The sequence below is a fragment of the Mojavia sp. genome, from assembly GCF_059505145.1.
In genome coordinates this window covers 5,638-26,200 of record NZ_JCACKA010000086.1, presented here as the reverse complement: position 1 = coordinate 26,200, position 20,563 = coordinate 5,638, and the positions used below count along the sequence as shown (strand labels likewise).

Here is a 20,563-nt window from a genome sequence, read left to right as displayed (position 1 = left end):
ATTCAAAATTTTGTTATCTGCTAGCGTCAAAACAATTTGCAGTTACAATTCTAGGGAGCTTGAACTCGCCACCCATTGAAGACTACTGACTCAAAGATTAGTGACGGCTTGAAATCCACAAATTATCCAACTATTCAAGTGGATGGAAGTGTATTTAATTGTGAATTGCGAGCGGGAGCAGCCTTAGCGATGTACTCCTATGTCTAAGCAAGCTACGCGTAGACTACGTTGACAGAAGAACTATCACTGCGCTCTTGAAATTGTTTTGCTCAACTTCAACAGTTATTTTTGTGCTTGATGGGAATAAAGCTATAAAAGTAAAAAACTTTACTTTCAACTGATGTTAGCTGTATGCACTAGATTTATTCTACTTATTTAACTTGAGCAATTCTCAGCTTTTCATGAAAATATTTGTTGTACCCTGACGAAGCTTTGACTTCAGCATTTGTTAATATTTATTAGTTAAAGAATAGATATAGCTTCCCCGGGAAAGCTATCACCTCGGAGTATGGACGAGAATTTGTTACGCCGCCGGATGTGGTGACGGAACGGGATAAGTCGGAACGCGATCGCCTGCCTATATGTACAGACTGGGGCAATCATTCTACATCCTGGCTTATACGTCATCGGCTGAGGTTGAGGGCGGTGTTGACGGATTTAATGGATGGGGTTGAGATTAAAGGGGATGAGGCGATCATTGAAGCATTGGCTGATTTTTCCAAGCGGAATGTGCCGCATATCAAGGGTATTCTGAATATGACTATACCGCTTGATGAAACCCCAGTGTGGATTTTAAGCCAGTATCTTTTGCAACTTGGTTTGTCTACCCAGTCTCGTCGTCCTGTTGAGAATGGACAACGGGTTCGGTACTATCGGCTCAATCCCGATGATGTTGCTTTTGCAAAGCGGGTTTTGGAGTATCGTCAACGGCAGCGAGAGGAGAAACAAAGGAGGCGTCAGGAAAAACAAGAACATCAGGCGGCTTATGCGGCTAGAATGCAGACTATTTATGGTATCACCCCTCCGTCCAACCCCCCCATTAATGAAGATGGAAGTAATAATCGGGGGGGTATGGACGGCGATGAGAGCGGAAGTGATTCGTGGTGGGGAAGGGTTAAATATTATGCTGGGTTAGTGATTCAAAGGGTGGAGTATGGTGTGGAATCGGTTAAAGAATTCCTCAGTACGCTGACGAGTGACGAAAGATGGGGAGTGATGTTGGAGTTTGATGAGGTTGAGCCTCTTAAATTTGGCCAGTTGGTTGCGGCTGCTCCCGATTGGGTGCAGTGGATGGTGTGAGTTTTGGGGCGAAGGGAAGCGATCGCGTCGGGTTGATGCAACAACTCCGAATGCTTTCTACGAAGTGGCTTAGTTTTAGCAACGGAAAAATTTTGGTCGTTAAGGCTGAAATCCAGGCTGGCGTAACTCTCGAACACGATCTATTCAGCACTATCTAGTACTCTGCCAACCCAAAATTGTTGGGTGGAGACAGCAAGGGTGCAGGGGTGAATGGCACGCTTGCGCGCGTTATTTGTTGAGGCAAGCTGTTCTTGAGCGGGGGGAGCGCTCTTGTGCTGGGGGAGACAAAGAAATAAGTGAATTCAAGGCTATTTTAATATTTATATATACAAGTTTTCTTCTTTGCTCCCCTAGCCTCAAGTGCTTTTCAAGCGTGCCATTCGGTGCAGAGGGGAAAGAAAATCTCTCTGCTCCTCTGCTCACCACTACGCAAAGTTTCTGTGGTGTACCACTAGGGATGCGATCGCTTACTATTGCTTTGAGAAGGGAGATCGCACAGGGCAGAGGAATTGGGGGTAATGGCAGAGAATTTGTTTGTTGGGGGCGGCGAATTGGGGGCGTTGTTGCGCTCGCACGATTGGTCACAAACCTCATTAGGGGCTGTGGAAACATGGTCAGACGACCTGAAAACGGCAATGCAGATTATACTGACCCAACTGGATCGAGCCAAGCCACCCGAAAAGGCGCAGCTAGACTCTGATATGCTACAGAATAACTCTGCCGCAGAAGCCTTACAGCAAGCCAATCAACTCAATGCGTTCCGAGTCAAACTGGCGGACGCGCTTCGCCCGCTCACCGATGCTTCAGAGATCCAAGCGCTCGCCGCTCGCATTTTGGGTGAGTCTTTGGGAGCAAACCGGGTCATTTACACTGAAGTGGTGCCGAGTGGTGAAGAAGTCATCGTTCATGTAAACTACACGAATGGTGTAGCTCAATTGAGCGGACGATACCGTTTGGAGGACTACCGACGCAACCTAACCATTGATCATCAGGCTGGACTTACCCAGGTTGTCACTAACATTCCCAATAATCCGCAATATACGGATGCTCAGAAGGCGAGTTACCGCGAGATCGACATTGCGGCACACATTGACGTACCGCTAATTAAAAACAATCAATTCGTTGCCCTGCTTGCCGTTCACCAATCCACGCCACGTCAGTGGACGCAAACCGAGATCAAACTGGTTGAAGAAACCGCAGAACGAACTTGGGCCGCGGTGGAACTCGCCCGTGCCGAAGTTGCCTTACGTGAAAGTGAGCAACGCTTCCGATTGATGGCAGATGCTGTTCCACAAATTGTTTGGATTACAGATGCCGAGGGGCGCGTTGAGTTCTTCAACAAGCAATGGAGCGACTACACCGGAGTCGCTTACGAACCGACAACGGCAGCCCAGGTGAGTGCTAACTTCGTTCACCCGGAAGATAGTGAGCGTACAATGGCGGCGTTTAACGAAGCGCGGCGCACTGGCAGCATTTTCTCGGTCGAACACCGGATTCGTTCGGCGGCGGGAACCTATCGCTGGTTTTTGGTTTGCGCCGAGCCTTATCGAGATCTGCAAACGGGTGAGATTGTTCACTGGTTCGGCGCATCAATCGATATCCACGAGCGCAAGCAGGCAGAACAAGCCCTGCGTGAGCGTGAACAACGACTGACTATTGCGACACAAGCAGCACAATTAGGAATATTCGAGTGGAAAGTACCAGAGGATGTCACAATTTGGGAGAATGATCGACTGTACGAAATGTTCGGACTCACGCCCGCCGATGGTTCAGTTTCGGCTCAAGAGTTTTTCAACAGCTACCTGCATCCAGACGATGCTGAAGCCTTTAGAGCCAAATTTACACAAGCGATGCAAACGGGCAGTTTGCGCCAAACGAGTTACCGTATTTGTCGCAAAGACGGAACAATACGCTGGCTCGAAGTCAACGGACAGTTTGAATTTGCCGCCGACGGTGAACCGTTGCGATTCGTTGGTGTAAATGCCGACATCACTGCTCGTAAACAAGCAGAAGCCACAATTGTGCAACGGTCAGCGCAATTTCGCCAACTAGCGGACGCAATGCCGCAACAGGTTTGGATTACCGATGCTCAAGGCAACACGCAATACGTAAATCAGCAATGGACAACTTACACCGGGCTGACACTGGAGCAGACTCAAGACATTCACTATGCGACTGGAGCCATTCACCCCGATGACTTTGAGATCGCGAGTCAACTGTGGAGTACTGCGCTGGCCACAGGAACACCCTATGAAGCTGAATTGCGTTTGAAACACCAAGTTGATCATACCTATCGTTGGTTTCTCTCCCGCGCGATCGCCATTCGTGACGAACAGGGACAAATTGTGCAGTGGTTTGGCACTAGCACAGACATTGAAGAGTTCAGACGCGCCCAGGCCCAACGAGAACAACTCTTACAGCGAGAACAAACCGCACGAGAAGCCGCCGAGAACGCCAATCGGATCAAAGATGAGTTTTTGGCAGTGCTGTCCCATGAGTTGCGTTCGCCCCTCAATCCCATCCTGGGTTGGACTCGGTTGTTACAGAACGGCAAACTCGATGCTGCCCGTCAACGAGAAGCCCTGGCAACTATTGAACGTAACGCTAAACTACAGACGCAGTTGATCGAAGACCTGCTCGACATCTCCCGCATTATGCGAGGCAAACTATCTTTAACCGTAGCTCCTGTCAGTTTGACGTTTGTGATTTCTGCTGCTGTAGAAACGGTGCGATTGGCGGCAGAGGCAAAAAATATTGGGATCGTGCTGGATTTTCATCCAGCGATTGCTCCGGTTTCTGGAGATGCCGCTCGTTTGCAGCAGGTTGTCTGGAACTTGCTGACCAATGCCGTCAAATTCACGCCCCATAAAGGACAAGTGAGTGTTGAACTGCGGCAACTTGACGGACTGGCACAAATTCGAGTCATTGACACAGGCAAAGGCATCAATCCGCAGTTTTTGCCGCATGTATTTGAGTATTTTCGGCAAGAAGATGGTTCAACTACGCGCAAATTTGGCGGCTTGGGATTAGGACTGGCGATTGCGCGGCAAATTGTCCAGATGCACGGGGGAACAGTGCAGGCAGATAGCCACGGTGTAGGGCAAGGCGCAACGTTTATTGTACAATTGCCGACGATGCAACAGACATCACCCATTGCACCTCAACCTATCCAAACTCAAGCAGATGCAGGATTGCCGCTAGCAGGCATTCAAATTCTGCTGGTAGATGATGAACCAGATACCCGTGAGTTTCAAGCTTTTGTGTTAAGCCAGAGTGGAGCAAGGGTGAGGGCTGTTGCTTCTGGCTTTGAAGCATTGCAAGCACTCGAACAGTCTACTCCCGATGTGCTAGTCAGTGATGTCGGCATGGCCCAGATGGACGGTTATATGCTAATAGAGCAAATTCGCTGTCTTCCACCTCATCGCGGCGGAAAGATAAGAGCGATCGCCTTGACTGCTTATGCTATGGATTTTGAGCGACAAAAGGCACTCCAGTCAGGATTCCAAGCTCACATCACAAAACCTGTGGAACCAGAAATGTTGGTCAAGGCAGTTATAAATGTGCTACAGCAGAACTGACTTGATGACGACGCTAGATCTAGCTTTGTCAGCAGTAATTTTTCTTAAGTTAATATTTTGGACAAGTCTAATATCCCCAGCTTTCTCGCTTCTGCTGGTCATGAGATAACCATTGTTGCTAAAGGAGCTTGATTTTTACCACTGCCTCATCCCCTCTTGAAGTTTTGCTACTGAAACACTGTGGAATTTTTACAGCCTAAGTATGCGCTTTTACGGAGTGTAGCGTAAAATTTGTTTTGTCGGAGTGAAATTACTGAAATCGCAATATATTTATGCTGCGGCAGCGGTGTTCTATTGTTTGATACAGTGATGCTTTGTCGATTGCTAGCCTTTTTATGGCCCTGGTGTACAGTGACAAATTAAATGGCATTAAGACAAATTCATGTCATGAATTTAAGCCTTACCCACTTCAGGTTTGCAATTGTTGCTGTTGATATGGCTTGTAAATTCTTTGGGCTAATTCTAGGCGTAAAGCTAGAGATTGCAAGCTTTACACTCTTAATGACATTATTTTGTCACAGCGACAAATAAAAAGTCACTGTACAGCTGTTCACCCAAATAATCTTCTAGGATGCGCTGCTGTACTCTCTTCATGAGAGAATCACCAAAGAAACGGATAATCGCAGCATCAATGCCACCGTCCATCATTCCGAAAGAGTTTGCTGGGCTGACCATACAATCATAATTTGGCAACCGCTCGAAATAGTTATTAACTATTTCTACATTGGGCAAGTAGTTAAACTTCTGTTGAAAGGCTGCACACAGCAAAGGGTTGGGAGCTACCAATATCAGTTTCAAGCTTTTATTTCCTCCGCTTGAATATTTATTTTATATCATGTCCGGTTGAACAATTTTCATTGCGTAGGCGAAGCCTTCCCGTTCGCGTAGCGTCTCCGACAGGAGAAGGGTACGAAGTAAAGCAATCTCCAAACCCTTGCGATTGCTACCCTGCGGGAAGCCACTTCGTGTCTACATTCCACTTCGTTGCATACCCTTCGGGAACGCCAGGGGCGAACGCAATGACATATCACAAGTAATTTGCCGGACATGATTAGGACTTACGCACTCAAGCCTGAAACCCCGATCCCCCCTAGCCCCCCTTAAAAAGGGGGGAACGTCTAAAGCCACGCCACTGAGGGAGTCGCTTAACCCGCAAGGGCGCAGGGCTGCCCCTTTCTAAGGGGGTTGGGGGATCTGAGTGCGTAAGTTCTGATGATATTAGATGTCAGCAAGGACAAACATCAACTGAATTTGTAATACAAATGTAGTATAATGATTTTGTTACCGCTCTAAAGCTAAGACTGTTTATTGCTTGAGCGAAAGGAAATTTTATGATTCCCCGAACGCGCATCCGTAATATTGGTATTTCTGCTCACATCGACTCTGGTAAAACTACGCTGTCAGAGCGAATTCTCTTCTACACGGGCAGAATCCACGCCATTGAGGAGGTACGGGGAGGCGGCAAGGGTGCGACGATGGACTTTATGCCAGAGGAAAAACTACATGGTATAACCATCACTTCGGCTGCTACCACCTGTCAGTGGCACGATTATCAAATCAACTTAATTGATACACCAGGACACGTTGATTTTACGATTGAAGTAGAGCGTGCCCTGCGGGTACTAGATGGGGCAGTAATGGTGCTGTGTGCTGTAGCAGGTGTACAGTCCCAGTCAATCACAGTAGATCGTCAGATGAAGCGCTATCGCGTACCGCGTTTAGCGTTCATCAACAAGATGGATCGCACCGGAGCAAATCCATTTTCCGTGGTGCAAGCCATGCGCGATCGCTTGGAATTAAATCCCTTGCTGCTTCAATATCCCATTGGTAGCGAAGACCAATTCCAAGGGGTGATAGACCTCATAGAGATGAATGCTCACTACTTTGAGGGTGAGAATGGAGAAAACTGGGTGAAAAAGCCAATTCCTGATGCACTTATGGATCAGGCGCAACAGGCACGAGATAAGCTACTAGATGCTTTGTCGCTGTTCTCGGAACCAATGACCGAAATGCTACTAGCAGAACGAGAGATTCCCCCTGAACTGATTTGGCAGACCATCCGCCAAGCTACCTTGAGCCTACAACTCACACCAGTGCTACTGGGTTCGGCATTTAAAAACAAGGGAGTACAAAACTTGTTAGATGCAGTTACCCTGTATCTCCCATCTCCTATAGATAGGGAAGTAGTCAAAACCGTAGAGTCTATAAGTCTCTACCCCGATCCTGATGCTTCCTTAGTGGCTTTGGCATTCAAACTTACTGTCGAATCCTTTGGGCAATTAACTTATACCCGCATTTACTCAGGGACATTGAAACCGGGTGATACCGTTTACAACTCCCGTACTGGAAAACGGGTGCAAATTGGCCGGTTGGTGAGAATGCACGCCAACAAGCGAGAAGAGGTGCAAGTTGCCGTAGCAGGGGATATTGTCGCTCTGTTGGGTGTTGATTGTGCTTCTGGCGATACATTTTGTAGTGGGGAGCCGCTGGTATCCTTAGAGAAAATGTTTGTGCCAGAACCAGTAATTACTCTGGCAATTACACCCAAAAAACAAGAAGATAGCGATCGCCTCTCGAAAGCACTCAACCGCTTTCAAAAAGAAGATCCCACTTTTCGCTTGAGCATTGACCCTGAATCAGGGGCAACTCTGATTTCTGGCATGGGAGAACTTCATCTAGAAATTTACCTAGAGCGCATTCAACGCGAATATAACGCTGAGGTATACGTTGGTACACCAGCCGTAGCATATCGGGAAACTATTGGGCAAAAAGCTCACTTCGACTACCGACTCAAGAAACAAACTGGCGGATCAGGCCAATACGCCCACGTCACCGGGTGGATTGAACCGACAGACGAGCCATTTGTCTTTGAAAACCGAGTCGTTGGGGGCGCAATTCCCAAAGAATATATCCCAGCCTGTGAGAAGGGTTTCCGCGAGGCGATGCAATCAGGACAGCTAGAAGGTTATCCTGTCACCGGGGTGAAAGTCGTTTTGGAAGGGGGTTCCTATCACCCAGTAGACTCTTCAGAATTAGCATTCCGGTCAGCAGCCCATCAAGCACTTGAGGGGGCAATTCGCAAAGCCAATTCCTACATCCTTGAACCGATCATGCTTGTAGAAGTGGAAACACCTAACGAATTCATGGGTAGAGTTCAAGGCGACCTCTCATCCCGTAGAGGTTTGCTCTTGGGTTCCGAGACGATGCAAGGATATTCAGTGATTCGGGCTGAAGTACCACTAGCGCGAATGTTTGGCTATTCTACAGACTTGCGATCGCTTACTTCTGGTATGGCAACTTTCACCATGGAATTTGCCTGTTACAGACAAGCCGATTCACCCAAGTAGCCATTTAATTACTAGTTCGTAGTTCATAATTCGTAATTGAAAAAGCAATTATGAATTACGAATTAAAATTTACGAATTAGAGAGTTACTTTGAAACTTCAAATATCTTGCTAACCAAGGGCAAAAGCCGACAATGAAGGCATGAAAATCTTTTTCCCTAATACCTAGTCCCTAGTTCCCAGCCCCCAATCCCCAGTCCCCATTATTTCTCGCCGCTCAACTTCACCGTTAAGCGGCTAATCTTTTTGGGAAAACTAATCTTGTTAGTAAATATTGATAAACTTTTATGGCAATTCCTCTCTTGCCCGGCGATGCTAGGCGAACGGATAGCTACGCTAAAGCAACCGTTGAGATTACCGACTATCACATCACCGAAGAGATTTACCCTGAAAGTCGAACTCTTTTCTATCGGACAATTGGTTATAAGGTGGCGCATGAAAATAATGACTCGCTTGGTTTGAATGCAGTCAATTTCCAACTCGCTTTAGATGAGGTGTTTCATGTCCGCAGTTAACCTCAGAAAAATTTTGAACAAAAAAGAGTTGCTGTCTCTGCTTCAGGATTTAGTTAACCAGTTCAATATTGCGATTGATGTTGAGCTGGTAGATGGCACAAAACTGATGAGCATTGGAAAGCAAACCTCAAAAAACCGATATCCAATTGAGGTGTCAGGAGAAATCATTGGTTGGGTTGTTGGGGAAGAACAAGCAACCTTAGTGGCGACTTTGCTCTCGCTTCTGGCAAAACAAGAAGCTGAGAAGAAAGAAATAGCTAAAGAATTGCTGGAGCGATACCAGGAAATTGATTTGTTTGAGGATATCTCGACGCAACTCACAACAAGTTTGGATAGGCGACAGATTGCCCAACTTGTACTACAGGAAATGAGTCAATTAATTGATTCGTCTGCGGGGATGATTTTGCTCCTCAGTTCGGATGCAACTGCATTGGAAATCATTGCCGAATTTGGACAGTTTTTTGACCACAATCAGCCGGAACCTGGTAAGGGAATTATTGGCAATATTGTGCAATCTGGTCGGGCAGAACTTATTAATGATGTGCAAGCCGATCCTCGATTAGAGGGGCAGGAAAACGTGAGTGCGCTGATTTGTGTACCGTTGAGAGCCAGGGAGCGGGTACTGGGAGCGATCGCCATTGGCACGCAAAAAACTTACGCCTACAAAGCCGAACACCTCAAACTCGTGAGTATCTTTGCCTCACAAACAGCGATCGCCATTGAAAAAGCCTTACTTTACGAGCAAAGCACTCAAGCAACCGCCCAGGCAAAAGCCCAGACACAAAGGCTTCAGCAAGCCCTTCATGATTTGCAACTAGCGCAAACCCAGTTAATCCAAAGCGAGAAAATGTCGAGTTTGGGGCAACTGATTGCCGGAGTTGCCCACGAAATCAACAACCCAGTAAACTTCATTGGCGGCAATTTGAAGTATGTTGCCGAGTACGCCAAAGACTTGTTGTACCTGCTGCAAGAGTATCAGAAATTCTTGCCTGTTACTCCGCCAGATCTGGAATCAGAGCTAGACAATATCGATTTGGAATTTATCATGGAGGATTTGCCCAAACTGCTGGATTCGATGAAGGTGGGTAGCGATCGCATTGTGGAAATTGTACAATCCCTGAAAAACTTCTCCCGCCATGATGCAGCCCAAATGAAAGCCGTCAACATCCACGATGGCATTGACGGGACGCTGATGATTCTCCGGCATCGTCTCAAAGCAGGTGTTCACAATGCAGCAATTGAAATCGTTAAAGATTATGCAGAACTCCCCCTAATTGAATGCTACCCCGGACAGTTGAATCAAGTTTTTATGAACATCCTGGCAAATGCTATTGATGCCCTAGAAGAGTCAGTAGTTAGTAGTCAGTGGCCAGTGGTAAACAAATCAAAAACAACACTCCCAACTATTACCATTCGCACCGAAGTTATTGACGACCAGTGGGTTGTAATTCGCATTGCTGACAACGGCCCTGGTATGAAGGAGGAGGTAATCCGTCGGATTTACGATCCCTTCTTCACCACAAAAGATATTGGCAAGGGAACCGGGTTGGGTATGGCAATCAGCCACCAAATTGTTGTGGAAAGGCATCGGGGAATTCTCAAATGTCGTTCTCAGCCAGGTGAAGGGACAGAATTCTGGATTCAGATTCCGGTGAATTGTGCAGTGATGGAAGCTGCTGAAGGCGAGAGTTGCACCTCTGCACCGAAGACGGCGATTGCGCTGCGCGCAGTGCCAAAGGCGATCGCCCCGCCAATTTCCCCAACCGAGTCATCCCCTACTCCTGATGCAGACGGATTCATTCCATCAACAACTCCCATGCTCAAACCTACGGAGCTGTTGATTCGACATACTCAACTGCTCCGGCGACTTTCGCAGCAAAATTCAGAAGTTGACGCTGCATCACCTGCTCAAATTTACTACATATTTCAACGCCACCCAATTTCATTAAAGCTTTACGCCACCTTGTTGTCCTGGTTCTGTTGTTCTCAACCTAGCCACTTACACCACTAAGAAAACAACCATGTCTAGCCAACTTGAGGAATATAACCGTCAGTTAATTGAACAATGTCCCGTCGGTCTGGTACTGTGCCGAACAGATGGAACACTGATTGACCGTACCAAGTTTATCCCTTGAGACTGGGTGTAAGGCTTTTGAACGCCTACACCCTCATACTCCACCCGCCAAAACCTTCGATTTTTCGTTTTTTCCCCGTGTCAAGTTCATTCAAACTTTCCCCAAAGCCATAACCTCACTCTTAAGGAAGATCCTGATTAAGGAGTAAGTCGGATTAAATAGAAGAGACCGTGTATGCATACGGATAAATCTTCATGAAGCGCGATACCACTGGTAAGTTTGTTAGTAATTGGGACTCAGAAAGGAAACAACGAGTTAGCTTATCTCTTACCAGTACAGCGTGGCGATCGCTCGATGAGGAAGCTCAAAAACGAGGAATTTCCCGTTCGGAAGTGATTGAACACGTTGCCCGTAGCTTTGGAAGTGAGCAACATCTCTCCAATGTTCATGGGGCGAATGGTGAAAACGCTTTGCTACAAGAATGCATCATAGAGCAGCAGCAAGCGATCGCCACCTTGCAGCATCAGAAACAGGAATTAGAAACTTTGCTGGAAAATGCTCCAGATGGAATCGCCCGCTTTGATTCGCAACTTTGTTACCTATATGCTAACCGAATTGTCGAGCAAACTTTGGGATTTTCACGGGATGCTTTACTGGGTAAATCCATGTCTGAATTTATGTCAGACCCAATTAACCAGTTTTGGGAAGAGCATTTACGTCAGGCATTTGTAACGGCTCAAGAACAGGAGATTGAATTTGAATTTGCCACCCCGTTTGGTGTACGGTTCTATCAGGCTAGGTTAGTTCCCGAATTGAATGCTGAGGGAATGCCAATATCTGTCGTAGTCATCAGCCGTGACATTACCGAAACTAGACTTGCCCAACAACAGCGCACCCAACTCATAACTGCCCAAGCAACTGAGCGCAAGGTGGCAATGATCCTGGAAAGCATTACGGATGCCTTTGTTGCCTTTGATCGCAATTGGCGCTACACCTATGTGAATCATGCGGCGGCTGAAATTCTTCATACAAAGCCAGAAGAGCTACTTGGAAAACACGTTTGGTATGAGGTTTTTCCCGATAAAGTGGGTAGTATAGCATACCAGGAACTGCATCGGGCATTGGCTGAACAAGTCCCTGTTTCCTGGGAAGAATTTGGACAACCGATCGAGCGTTGGTTAGAAGTGAATGCTTATCCGTCTGCTGAGGGTGTGGCAGTCTATTTCCGTGATATCACAAAGCGCAAACAAGCTGAGGCAGAGCGGGAGAGGTTGCTGCAAGAGTTAGAAACAGAACGCACTCGGTTTGAAGCGGTTTTACGACAAATGCCTGCTGGCGTGATGATTGCCGATGCCGCTTCTGGTAAGCTGGTTCTGACCAATGAACAAGCCAAACAGATTGTTGGGTACGGTTATGAACAGTCGCTTGAGCTTGAGGAGTATGTAGCCATTACTCCATTTACAGCCTTTCGCTGTGATGGACAAATTTACGCAGTTAACGAATATCCACTGGTGCGATCGCTCTTAACAGGTGAAGTAGTATCTAACGAAGAAATCGAACTACAAAAGAAAGACGGTAGCCGTATTTTCATTAGTGTGAACTCAGCACCAATTTTAGATCACCAAGAGCAAATTGTTGCAGCCGTTGCGGTATTTGACAATATAACCGAGCGCGAGATGCTTCGCACGCAAAGCGATCGCCTTTTAGAACGAGAACAAGCTGCCAGGCTGGAAGCAGAAACAGAACGCCAGCGGCTGTATGATATCCTGATGCAGTTTCCTGCCATGATTGGAATTGTTACAGGCCCCGATCTTGTGTATGAATTTGCTAATCCTACCTATCTGCAAGTGGCTGGGCGTACTCCAGATATTATTGGCAAACCGATTCGGGACGTTTTCCCGGAGTTAGAGGGGCAAATTTACTTTGATGTACTCGATCAAGTTTACCGCACAGGAGAAACGTTCATTCGGGATGAGTCGCCCACCTACTGGGATCGGAACGGTGATGGTGTGTTGGAAGAGGCATTCTTCAACTGCGTCTTTACAGCTTGGCGGGATGGGTCGGGAAACATTCAGGGCGTGTTAATTTATAACATTGAAGTGACAGCCCAAGTCCGGGCACGGCAACAAATTGAACAACTGCTCAAGCATCTCCAGCAGAAAGAAGAAATTCAGCAATTCCTGATCGAATTAAATGACGCGATTCGGGCAATTCAAGACCCGCAGGAAATTATGTGGCAGGTGGTTCGTGCCACAGGGCAACAGTTCCAAGTCAGTCGCTGTACTTATGGTGAAATTGATTCAACGCAGGAATACGTAATTGTCGATCGCGACTATTGTAATGGTGTAATCAGTGTGGTTGGCAGTCACCACATGAATTCCTTTGGCCCGGAAATTATTGCTGAACTAAAGCAGGGCAAAACAATAGTCGTGGATGATGTCGATACCGATCCTCGGACTGCTGGATCTGGGACAGCCGCCTTTGATGCAATTGAGACGAAATCTCTTCTGTGTATTCCCTTGGTGAAAGCGGGACGGTTTGTGGCGCTATTTGTGTTGCACCATGTTTCTCCTCGTCACTGGACAGAAAATGAAGTGGGGCTGATGGAACAAATTGCCGAACAAACTTGGTTAGTCGTGGAGCGATCGCGGGCAGAAAAGGCACTACGAGAAAGTGAGGCTTACCTGCAATTTGCGCTCAAGGTCGGACGTATGGGAACGTGGAACTGGGATACACAGACTGGCAAAATGATCTGGTCAGAAGGACACTTCACCATTTTAGGTCTGCAACCGTATGAGTGCGAACCCAGCTATAAAGTTTGGGCAAATCAAGTGCATCCTGATGATTTAGCACCAACGAAGGCGAAACTTCGGCAAGCTATGCTGGAAAAAAAGGAGTATCACCACGAATATCGCCTGCGGTGGCCGGATGGCTCGATTCACTGGATAGAAACAAGGGGACAATTTACTTACGATTCTCAAGAAAATCCTAAACACTCAATCGGCGCTGTCATTGACATCACAGAGCGTAAGCAAGCTGAACAAGAACGGGAACAATTGCTAGAGCGTGAACGCATTGCTCGGACTCAAGCAGAAGCTGCACAGCGTCAACTGGCAACTATGTTTGAAACCTCTCCGGTGGGCATTGCCCTGTTAGATGCCGAGCAGCGATTTATTGCGATTAATGAAGCATTAGCCGAAATCAACGGACTCACCCGTGAACAACACTTAGGGCATTCAATTCCCGAACTGTTTGGTCAATCCGATCCCAAATTAGTTGAAGTTTTTGACTACATTTACACCACAGGCAATCCTTTTATCTCACCTAAATTTGCTGTCAAAGTTCCCGGACGCAGCGATCGCTCTCCCGGTTACTACAACGTTTACTATCTGCCAACAACGAACTCAAATCAGCAGGTAAAAAATGTTTTAGTGTATGTCTTAGACGTGACAGAGCAAGTCAGGTTAGAGCGTAACCAACGTTTTCTGGCAGAGGCGAGCGCAGTTTTGGCCTCATCGCTTGATTATCAAATCACCCTGGAGCGAGTGGCACAGCTGGCAGTATCTGAGTTGGCAGATTGGTGTACAGTCCACATAGTTGAAGAAGATGGTGCGATTGAGCAGATTGCAGTAGCTCACTCCGACCCTGCCAAACTGGAATGGGCTAATCAAATTAGAGACAAATACCCTCTGAACCGGGATGATCTTCGCGGTGCTGCATTGACATTGCGAACTGGGCAATCAGATTTGTTAGCGGATATTCCAGATGAGTTGCTGGTACAAGCAGCCCGTGACGCAGAACATTTAGAAATTTTGCGCTCTGTTGGGTTTAAATCTGTAATGACAGTGCCACTACGAACCCAAACACGGATTCTCGGTGTTATATCCTTTATTTCAGCTGAGTCTGGGCAAAAATATGACCAGAGGAATTTGCAACTAGCAGAAGAACTAGCTTACCGTGCTTCCTTAGCAATTGATAATGCTCAATTGTATCGGGTAGCTCAAAGCGATCGCGCCAAAGCAGAAGCCGCTAACCGAATTAAAGACGAATTTCTGGCTGTACTTTCCCACGAATTGCGATCGCCCCTAAATCCAATTCTCGGCTGGACAAAAATACTACGAAGTAAGCGGCTAGATTCCACAAAAGCTGACCAAGCTTTAGAAACGATTGAACGCAATGCGAAGTTGCAAGCACAATTGATTGAAGACTTATTAGATGTTTCCCGCATTCTCCAAGGCAAAATGACCTTAAACGTTGCCCCAGTTGATTTAGCTGCCACAATTGAAGCAGCCAAAGAAACTGTACAATTAGCAGCAGAAGCCAAAAATATTCAAATCCAGACCACACTCAACTCAATTTCAGGCACTGTTTCCGGCGATACCAACCGCCTACAACAAGTTGTCTGGAATCTCCTCTCTAACGCTGTCAAGTTCACACCATCTGGAGGACGAGTTGAGGTGGAACTGGCTCAGGTTGGCACATATGCTCAAATTCAAGTCAAAGATACAGGAATTGGTATCAGCCCAGAATTTGTACCTTATGTGTTTGAATACTTCCGGCAAGAAGATGGCACAAGGACGCGAAAATTTGGCGGCTTGGGATTGGGGCTGGCGATCGTCCGTCATTTAACCCAACTGCATGGAGGAATCGTTGAGGCAGATAGTCCAGGACAAAATTTAGGAGCAACATTCACTGTCCGGCTACCGTTAAATAGGATTGATCAACAAAGAATTAGAACTGAAAATGCAATACTCAATAATGAGGAATCAGCAATCAGCGCTCCCTTAACAGGTATTCAAATATTGGTTGTAGATGATGATGCAGATATGCGGGAGTTGGCAGAATTCATCCTGACGCAATCTGGCGCAGAAGTTACCACAGCCGCTTCAGCAGCAGAGGCATTAGCTTTCTTCAATCAGTCTGTCCCGGATCTTTTACTGTGTGATATTGGTATGCCTGAAATGGATGGCTATTCCTTGATTCGGCAAATTAGAAAGTGTGCGGCGGTAAGTGAAACTATGCCGAAGGCGATTGCGCTTACTGCTTATGCAGGAGAAATTAACCAGCAACAAGCCTTGGCTGCCGGATTTCAAATGCATATCTCCAAGCCTGTTGATCCGGAGATGTTAGTGCAGGCTATTGTCCAATTGCTTCATCCCATCAAGCGAGGCAAATCCTTGAAACCTTAATACACAACGCCACATACCTGTATAGTTCTAGCCTTGGCAATGCTAAATTCAAACACACTTAAACTGACCTGTAAGTTGGTAAAAAAATAAACATAGCAACTACTGTAGAAAAAGTCTCATACGTTAGGCAAACTGAGTTGGACATTTAGGAGTTTTGTGTGCCTACCTTGAAAACTTTGCAACCTGGAGATGAAGTGTTGTTAGAAGCCTTTCTTTTACAACACGCCGATACTTCTATGTTTTTACGGTCGAATTTGCGAGAAGCTGGGCTATTTGACCAGGATAGCAGGTTTCAAGGGACTTATGTAGCCGCGATCGTAGATAAAAAGATAGTGGCAGTCGCCGCCCACTATTGGAACGGGATGGTAATTGTCCAAGCACCAGTGCAACTTGCAGACGTGGTGGAAGCAGTTGTGGCGCAGTCTGGCAGAAGCATTTCTGGAATTGCTGGCCCAGCAAAACAAGTCGAAGCTACAAAAAAAATCTTGGGGCTTGCTAACGAACCAACTTACTTAGATGAGCGTGAAATACTGTTGTCCTTGCCGCTGCAAAACTTACAGATACCAAAAGCTTTAGCATCAGGGGAAGTGCGATGTCGATTGCCACATCTAGATGAATTGGATTTGCTCAGTAAGTGGAGCGTTGCCTATAATGTGGAAGCCTTAAGACAACAAGAAACTCCTGAGTTGCTTCCAGCTTGTCGCCAAACACTTGAGTCCCATCAAGCTAAGGCTAGCCATTGGGTCTTAGTAGTAAAAAATACTCCTGTTTCTTATAGTGCCTTCAATGCTCGCCTACCTGATATTGTGCAGATTGGGGGAGTGTGGACACCTCCGCAATTGCGGGGTAAAGGCTATGCTAAAAGCGTAGTAGCAGGCTCATTGCTAGAGGCGCGATCGCAAGGAGTAGAACGCGCTATCTTATTTACAAATCGAGAAAACTTGGCAGCACAAGCAGCATATAAAGGTATTGGTTTTCAGGCTACTGGAGAGGAGTTTGGCTTAATGTTATTTGAAGATCCTCAGTAATCAACTCTAAAACTACTAGATTGATAAATATCATTCATATGCAATACGGTTCGGATAACTCCTAAGTTTGTACTATTAGCAGCTTTTAAGTTTGAACTATGAGCCAGTATCGCTTTAAACATTCATTCTCTGTTGACCCTAGCTTAAGTAATAAGCTTTTTGACTTGTTAGAAGTCACATTTCCTGGAATCAGCAGTGCAGCAGAATGTGCGAGAAAACTAGGTGCATCCTGGGAAGCTGCTTCGACTCCCTTTATTCGCCTTCATGATGATATTGCCATTACTCATGTCGGAGTAGTAGAAATTCCTATGCAAATTATGGGGCAAAAAGTGACTGTTGGAGGAATCCATGCAGTATCTACCCATCCCGAATTTCGCAGAAGAGGCTATTACCGTGAAGTAATGAACGAAGTACTGGAATATTGCGACCAACTTTATGAAACACTAGTATTAACGACATCGCAACCAGAGCTTTACCAACCTTTTGGCTTTCGCGTAGTTGAAGAAAACATCTTCAAAGTCAAGTGTGGTTCCATAGGTAGCACTTATGGTTTGAGAACACTGGATTTTGCAGATGCCCAAGATTTAACATTGCTGCACAGACTTTTGGAAACACGCGTTCCCGTCTCTAATATAGTTGGGGTAGTCAACGAAAAAGCCGCGTTCTGCGTCAATGAGGGAAGTCGCCCTTTGCATTATGCACAAGATTTAGATTTGATCGCTTGTTTGGAGATAGAAGATACCCGACTTCATCTTTTTGATATCGTTGCAACACAGATATACCCTTTGCAAAACATCCTCGCAAGAATACCTCAACTCATTGAAGAGGTAGTAATTTACTTTAGTCCTGAGCTTCTCAATATCGAAAATGTACAAGCACTTCCCTACGTCATTGATGAAGCGGTGCTGATGGTGCGCGGTAAATTTGCAGCGGAGGAACAGAAGTTTATGTTGCCACGTTCTGCAAGGTGTTGAGGCTCAAGCGTTGACAAGAAATAACTTAATTTGTGAAAACTTCGTAGGGCTAGCAATGCACAGCTTAGAGAATTATGAATTTTTCACTAATCATGCTCACGGAACAGATTGACAGAAAATATCCCTGAGTTACGTAAAAGCTGTATAAAATTTGAGCTTTTTTAAAAGCAGTATGCTGAGTGATGTGAAACGATTTAACCTAGTAATTCTAAGATTATCATAGATATAATAGTTAGTGTTTTTAAATTTAAAGTATTGAATTATACTGTGTGAATTTATCTGGTTTTATATCTGGTTTTACAATAGTTAATAGCTTTATAGTTGGGCTTGTTTGCTATTTAAGCTATATAGTACTTGTTATGCCAATAAAATAGCAAATGTTGCATTCAATAAGCAAAAAGCATTATTACAATCAAGCTGAAAAGCTGACATATATTGACAAACGAGATAAAATTACTGTTAGCTCAACCTATCAAGATGAGAGAAATTAGCAGAGAGGGCAGTATGACAGCAAAACCCCACTCGAAAATTCTCACAGAACTACTCAATCTGGAAGGAATGAAAGTAGAAAGTTACATTCATCATGAGGGAGTAGGAGTAATATTGCATTTAACAGCAGAATCGAAAAAATCTATCTGTCCTCAATGTGGAGAACTCAGCCAGAAAATACATCAAAATCACAGATATCTGGTGAAAGACTTACCATTAATGAGCCAACCAGTATATTTGGATATAAATCGCCGACAATTCAAGTGTTGTGTCTGTAATAAACCATTCAGTGAAGAATTTAACTTTGTCAAAAAAAGAAGAACATATACTTGTCGATTTGCCAAAAATATTGTCAATCAAATTTTAAAAAATGATGTGAAGAATGTAGCACAAAGAAACAATGTCAGCCCAGAAGAGATTGAGACAATGTTAAAAGACGCATCTCAAGACTTGATAGGCTCAAAGCCATCTGAGTTACAACGATTAGAAATAGGTCAAACAACCTTGTATCAAGGTTGAGCTAAATAACCAGAAAACAAGAACTTACTGACCTGTATGCGAATATAAGTCAGATAAATAGTAGTTATTGGCAGTTCTAAAAAGTAACAAGTTTTCAAACAACAATTAAAATTGCTGCCAACAAGTTTACTAAGTTTTATAAATTTAAAATTAGAAATTTAATTGTAGAAAATTTTAATTATTAATTTAGCATAACTAATACTGACGTAAAATTATTATTTTCATAATAATTTACAATTTGAATTGGGAATTTTCCGCCATCTTGTATAGACTTACAAGTAGGTCTTCTATCTTCCAGTAGACAAATTTATGGGTGTAAGAAAGACAAAATTTAGAAATTAGAAAACCTTCGTTTGAGACATCTAGTATTTTGTCAATAGTGTCAATTTAAGTCTGAAAAGTTTTTAGAGCTTGCCGCTAAATATAACCTGGTAATGAGGTATTTCTCAAACCTTTATCAAGTCTAGCTTTCAGTTTAAATTGACGCCGATAGTGTTTTTTAGCCCACTATAAAGCACTCATATACTTTTGCGAGGACTGCTTTTTGAATTAACAAAGCAGACATTGTTAGTCAGCAATTCAGGAGCAATATTAGAAAATTATAAATAACAAGTTGCTGACATACTAGTACTTCATCTCTTCCTAGAGATGAAGTACTAGTAGCTCGATATTTTCTGAGAAATAGCCAATTAGGAGAAACTATCATGGCAGTAACATGGATTCCAGGTCTAAATGGCGCAAATGTACCAACTAATGGCCCAGATATCGGTACTAGTAATGCAGCTTCTGATGTCTTAAATGGTCTTGGTGGGAATGATATTCTCAATGGTGGGGGTGGCAACGATACTCTCAATGGTGGGGATGGCAACGATACTCTCAATGGTGGTAATGGGAATGACCTTCTCAATGGTGGGGCTGGCATCGACATTCTTAATGGTGGAATTGGCAGCGATACCCTAGTAGGAGATACTGGGAACGACATTTTCAATGGTGGGGCTGGCAACGACCGACTAATTTGGAATAACGGTGACGGCAGCGACATCATGAATGGCAATGGTGGCAGCGACGTGGTTGAGGTCAATGGCGCGGCAGTGGGCGACGTATTCCGCTTACAAGGGAACGGCGGCAATGCCATATTCGACCGGCTGAACTTGGTTCCATTCACCCTGACTGTTAATGGTGTGGAAAGTTTCGAGGTCAATGGACTTGGAGGCAATGATAGCCTCCAAATTGACAGCCTAGCAGGGACTGACGTAACTGCGGTTACTTTTACAGGCGGTGCCGGAAACGATACGCTTGATGGTAGCGGCACAGCTACACCGTTAACTGGCTTTGGTGATGAGGGCAACGACAGTCTTATTGGTGGGGCTGGCGCTGACATTCTCAATGGTGGAATTGGCGCTGACATTCTCAATGGAGATGCTGGCAACGATGTTCTCAATGGAGATGCTGGCGCTGACATTCTCAATGGTGGGGCTGGTGCTGACATTCTCAATGGAGATGCTGGCGCTGACATTCTCAATGGTGGGGCTGGTGCTGACATTCTCAATGG

At 45.3% G+C, this 20,563-nt stretch carries 12 protein-coding genes; 11 read left to right on the top strand and 1 reads right to left on the bottom strand.

Annotation, left to right across the window (positions count from 1 at the left end):
- Positions 1–540: 540 nt before the first annotated feature.
- From AC5JL8_RS25295 to AC5JL8_RS25285, 3 genes are all read left to right on the top strand, one after another.
- Complete coding sequence (locus AC5JL8_RS25295; protein ID WP_495882433.1) at positions 541–1,299, top strand: hypothetical protein; 759 nt, start codon at positions 541–543, stop codon at positions 1,297–1,299.
- Positions 1,296–1,457, top strand: coding sequence for a hypothetical protein (locus tag AC5JL8_RS25290; RefSeq protein WP_495882432.1), 162 nt, complete (start codon positions 1,296–1,298; stop codon positions 1,455–1,457). The genes AC5JL8_RS25295 and AC5JL8_RS25290 overlap by 4 nt, the downstream gene beginning before the upstream one ends.
- Positions 1,458–1,817: 360 nt before the next feature.
- On the top strand, positions 1,818–4,877 hold the full coding sequence (locus tag AC5JL8_RS25285) for a hybrid sensor histidine kinase/response regulator (RefSeq protein ID WP_495882431.1): 3,060 nt from the start codon (positions 1,818–1,820) through the stop codon (positions 4,875–4,877).
- 507 nt (positions 4,878–5,384) lie between these two features.
- Here the strand turns inward: AC5JL8_RS25285 and AC5JL8_RS25280 are convergent.
- Positions 5,385–5,675 carry a macro domain-containing protein gene (locus AC5JL8_RS25280; protein ID WP_495882430.1) on the bottom strand — a complete coding sequence of 97 codons (291 nt, stop codon included), beginning with the start codon at positions 5,673–5,675 and terminating at the stop codon, positions 5,385–5,387.
- A gap of 533 nt (positions 5,676–6,208) precedes the next feature.
- Here AC5JL8_RS25280 and fusA point away from each other — a divergent pair.
- The 8 genes from fusA to AC5JL8_RS25240 all read left to right on the top strand — a co-directional run.
- Positions 6,209–8,224 (top strand): elongation factor G, encoded by a 2,016-nt coding sequence (fusA, locus tag AC5JL8_RS25275; protein ID WP_495882429.1) that lies wholly within the window; start codon positions 6,209–6,211, stop codon positions 8,222–8,224.
- Between the two features lie 285 nt (positions 8,225–8,509).
- Positions 8,510–8,737, top strand: a complete 228-nt coding sequence (locus AC5JL8_RS25270) for a hypothetical protein (RefSeq protein WP_495882428.1) — start codon at positions 8,510–8,512, stop codon at positions 8,735–8,737.
- Positions 8,724–10,748: a sensor histidine kinase gene (locus tag AC5JL8_RS25265; protein ID WP_495882427.1), complete on the top strand. Its 2,025-nt coding sequence runs from the start codon at positions 8,724–8,726 to the stop codon at positions 10,746–10,748. Before AC5JL8_RS25270 ends, AC5JL8_RS25265 begins: the two co-directional genes overlap by 14 nt.
- Positions 10,749–11,066: 318 nt before the next feature.
- Positions 11,067–16,001, top strand: a complete 4,935-nt coding sequence (locus AC5JL8_RS25260; RefSeq protein ID WP_495882426.1) for a PAS domain-containing protein — start codon at positions 11,067–11,069, stop codon at positions 15,999–16,001.
- Between the two features lie 158 nt (positions 16,002–16,159).
- On the top strand, positions 16,160–17,029 hold the full coding sequence (locus AC5JL8_RS25255; RefSeq protein WP_495882425.1) for a GNAT family N-acetyltransferase: 870 nt from the start codon (positions 16,160–16,162) through the stop codon (positions 17,027–17,029).
- Positions 17,030–17,127: 98 nt separating this feature from the next.
- The gene (locus tag AC5JL8_RS25250) at positions 17,128–18,003 is read left to right on the top strand and encodes a GNAT family N-acetyltransferase (RefSeq protein WP_495882424.1); all 876 of its coding nucleotides are present in this window, start codon (positions 17,128–17,130) and stop codon (positions 18,001–18,003) included.
- Positions 18,004–18,507: 504 nt separating this feature from the next.
- Positions 18,508–19,011 (top strand): transposase family protein, encoded by a 504-nt coding sequence (locus AC5JL8_RS25245; RefSeq protein ID WP_495882423.1) that lies wholly within the window; start codon positions 18,508–18,510, stop codon positions 19,009–19,011.
- 704 nt (positions 19,012–19,715) lie between these two features.
- A partial coding sequence (locus AC5JL8_RS25240; protein WP_495882422.1) for a calcium-binding protein occupies positions 19,716–20,563 on the top strand: 848 nt, incomplete at its 3' end.

Coding starts and splice junctions, on each gene's coding strand:
- AC5JL8_RS25285 (WP_495882431.1), top strand. CDS start 1,818: ATGGCAGAGAATTTGTTTGTTGGGGGCGGCGAATTGGGGGCGTTGTTG.
- fusA (WP_495882429.1), top strand. CDS start 6,209: ATGATTCCCCGAACGCGCATCCGTAATATTGGTATTTCTGCTCACATC.
- AC5JL8_RS25270 (WP_495882428.1), top strand. CDS start 8,510: ATGGCAATTCCTCTCTTGCCCGGCGATGCTAGGCGAACGGATAGCTAC.
- AC5JL8_RS25265 (WP_495882427.1), top strand. CDS start 8,724: ATGTCCGCAGTTAACCTCAGAAAAATTTTGAACAAAAAAGAGTTGCTG.
- AC5JL8_RS25260 (WP_495882426.1), top strand. CDS start 11,067: ATGAAGCGCGATACCACTGGTAAGTTTGTTAGTAATTGGGACTCAGAA.
- AC5JL8_RS25250 (WP_495882424.1), top strand. CDS start 17,128: ATGAGCCAGTATCGCTTTAAACATTCATTCTCTGTTGACCCTAGCTTA.
- AC5JL8_RS25245 (WP_495882423.1), top strand. CDS start 18,508: ATGACAGCAAAACCCCACTCGAAAATTCTCACAGAACTACTCAATCTG.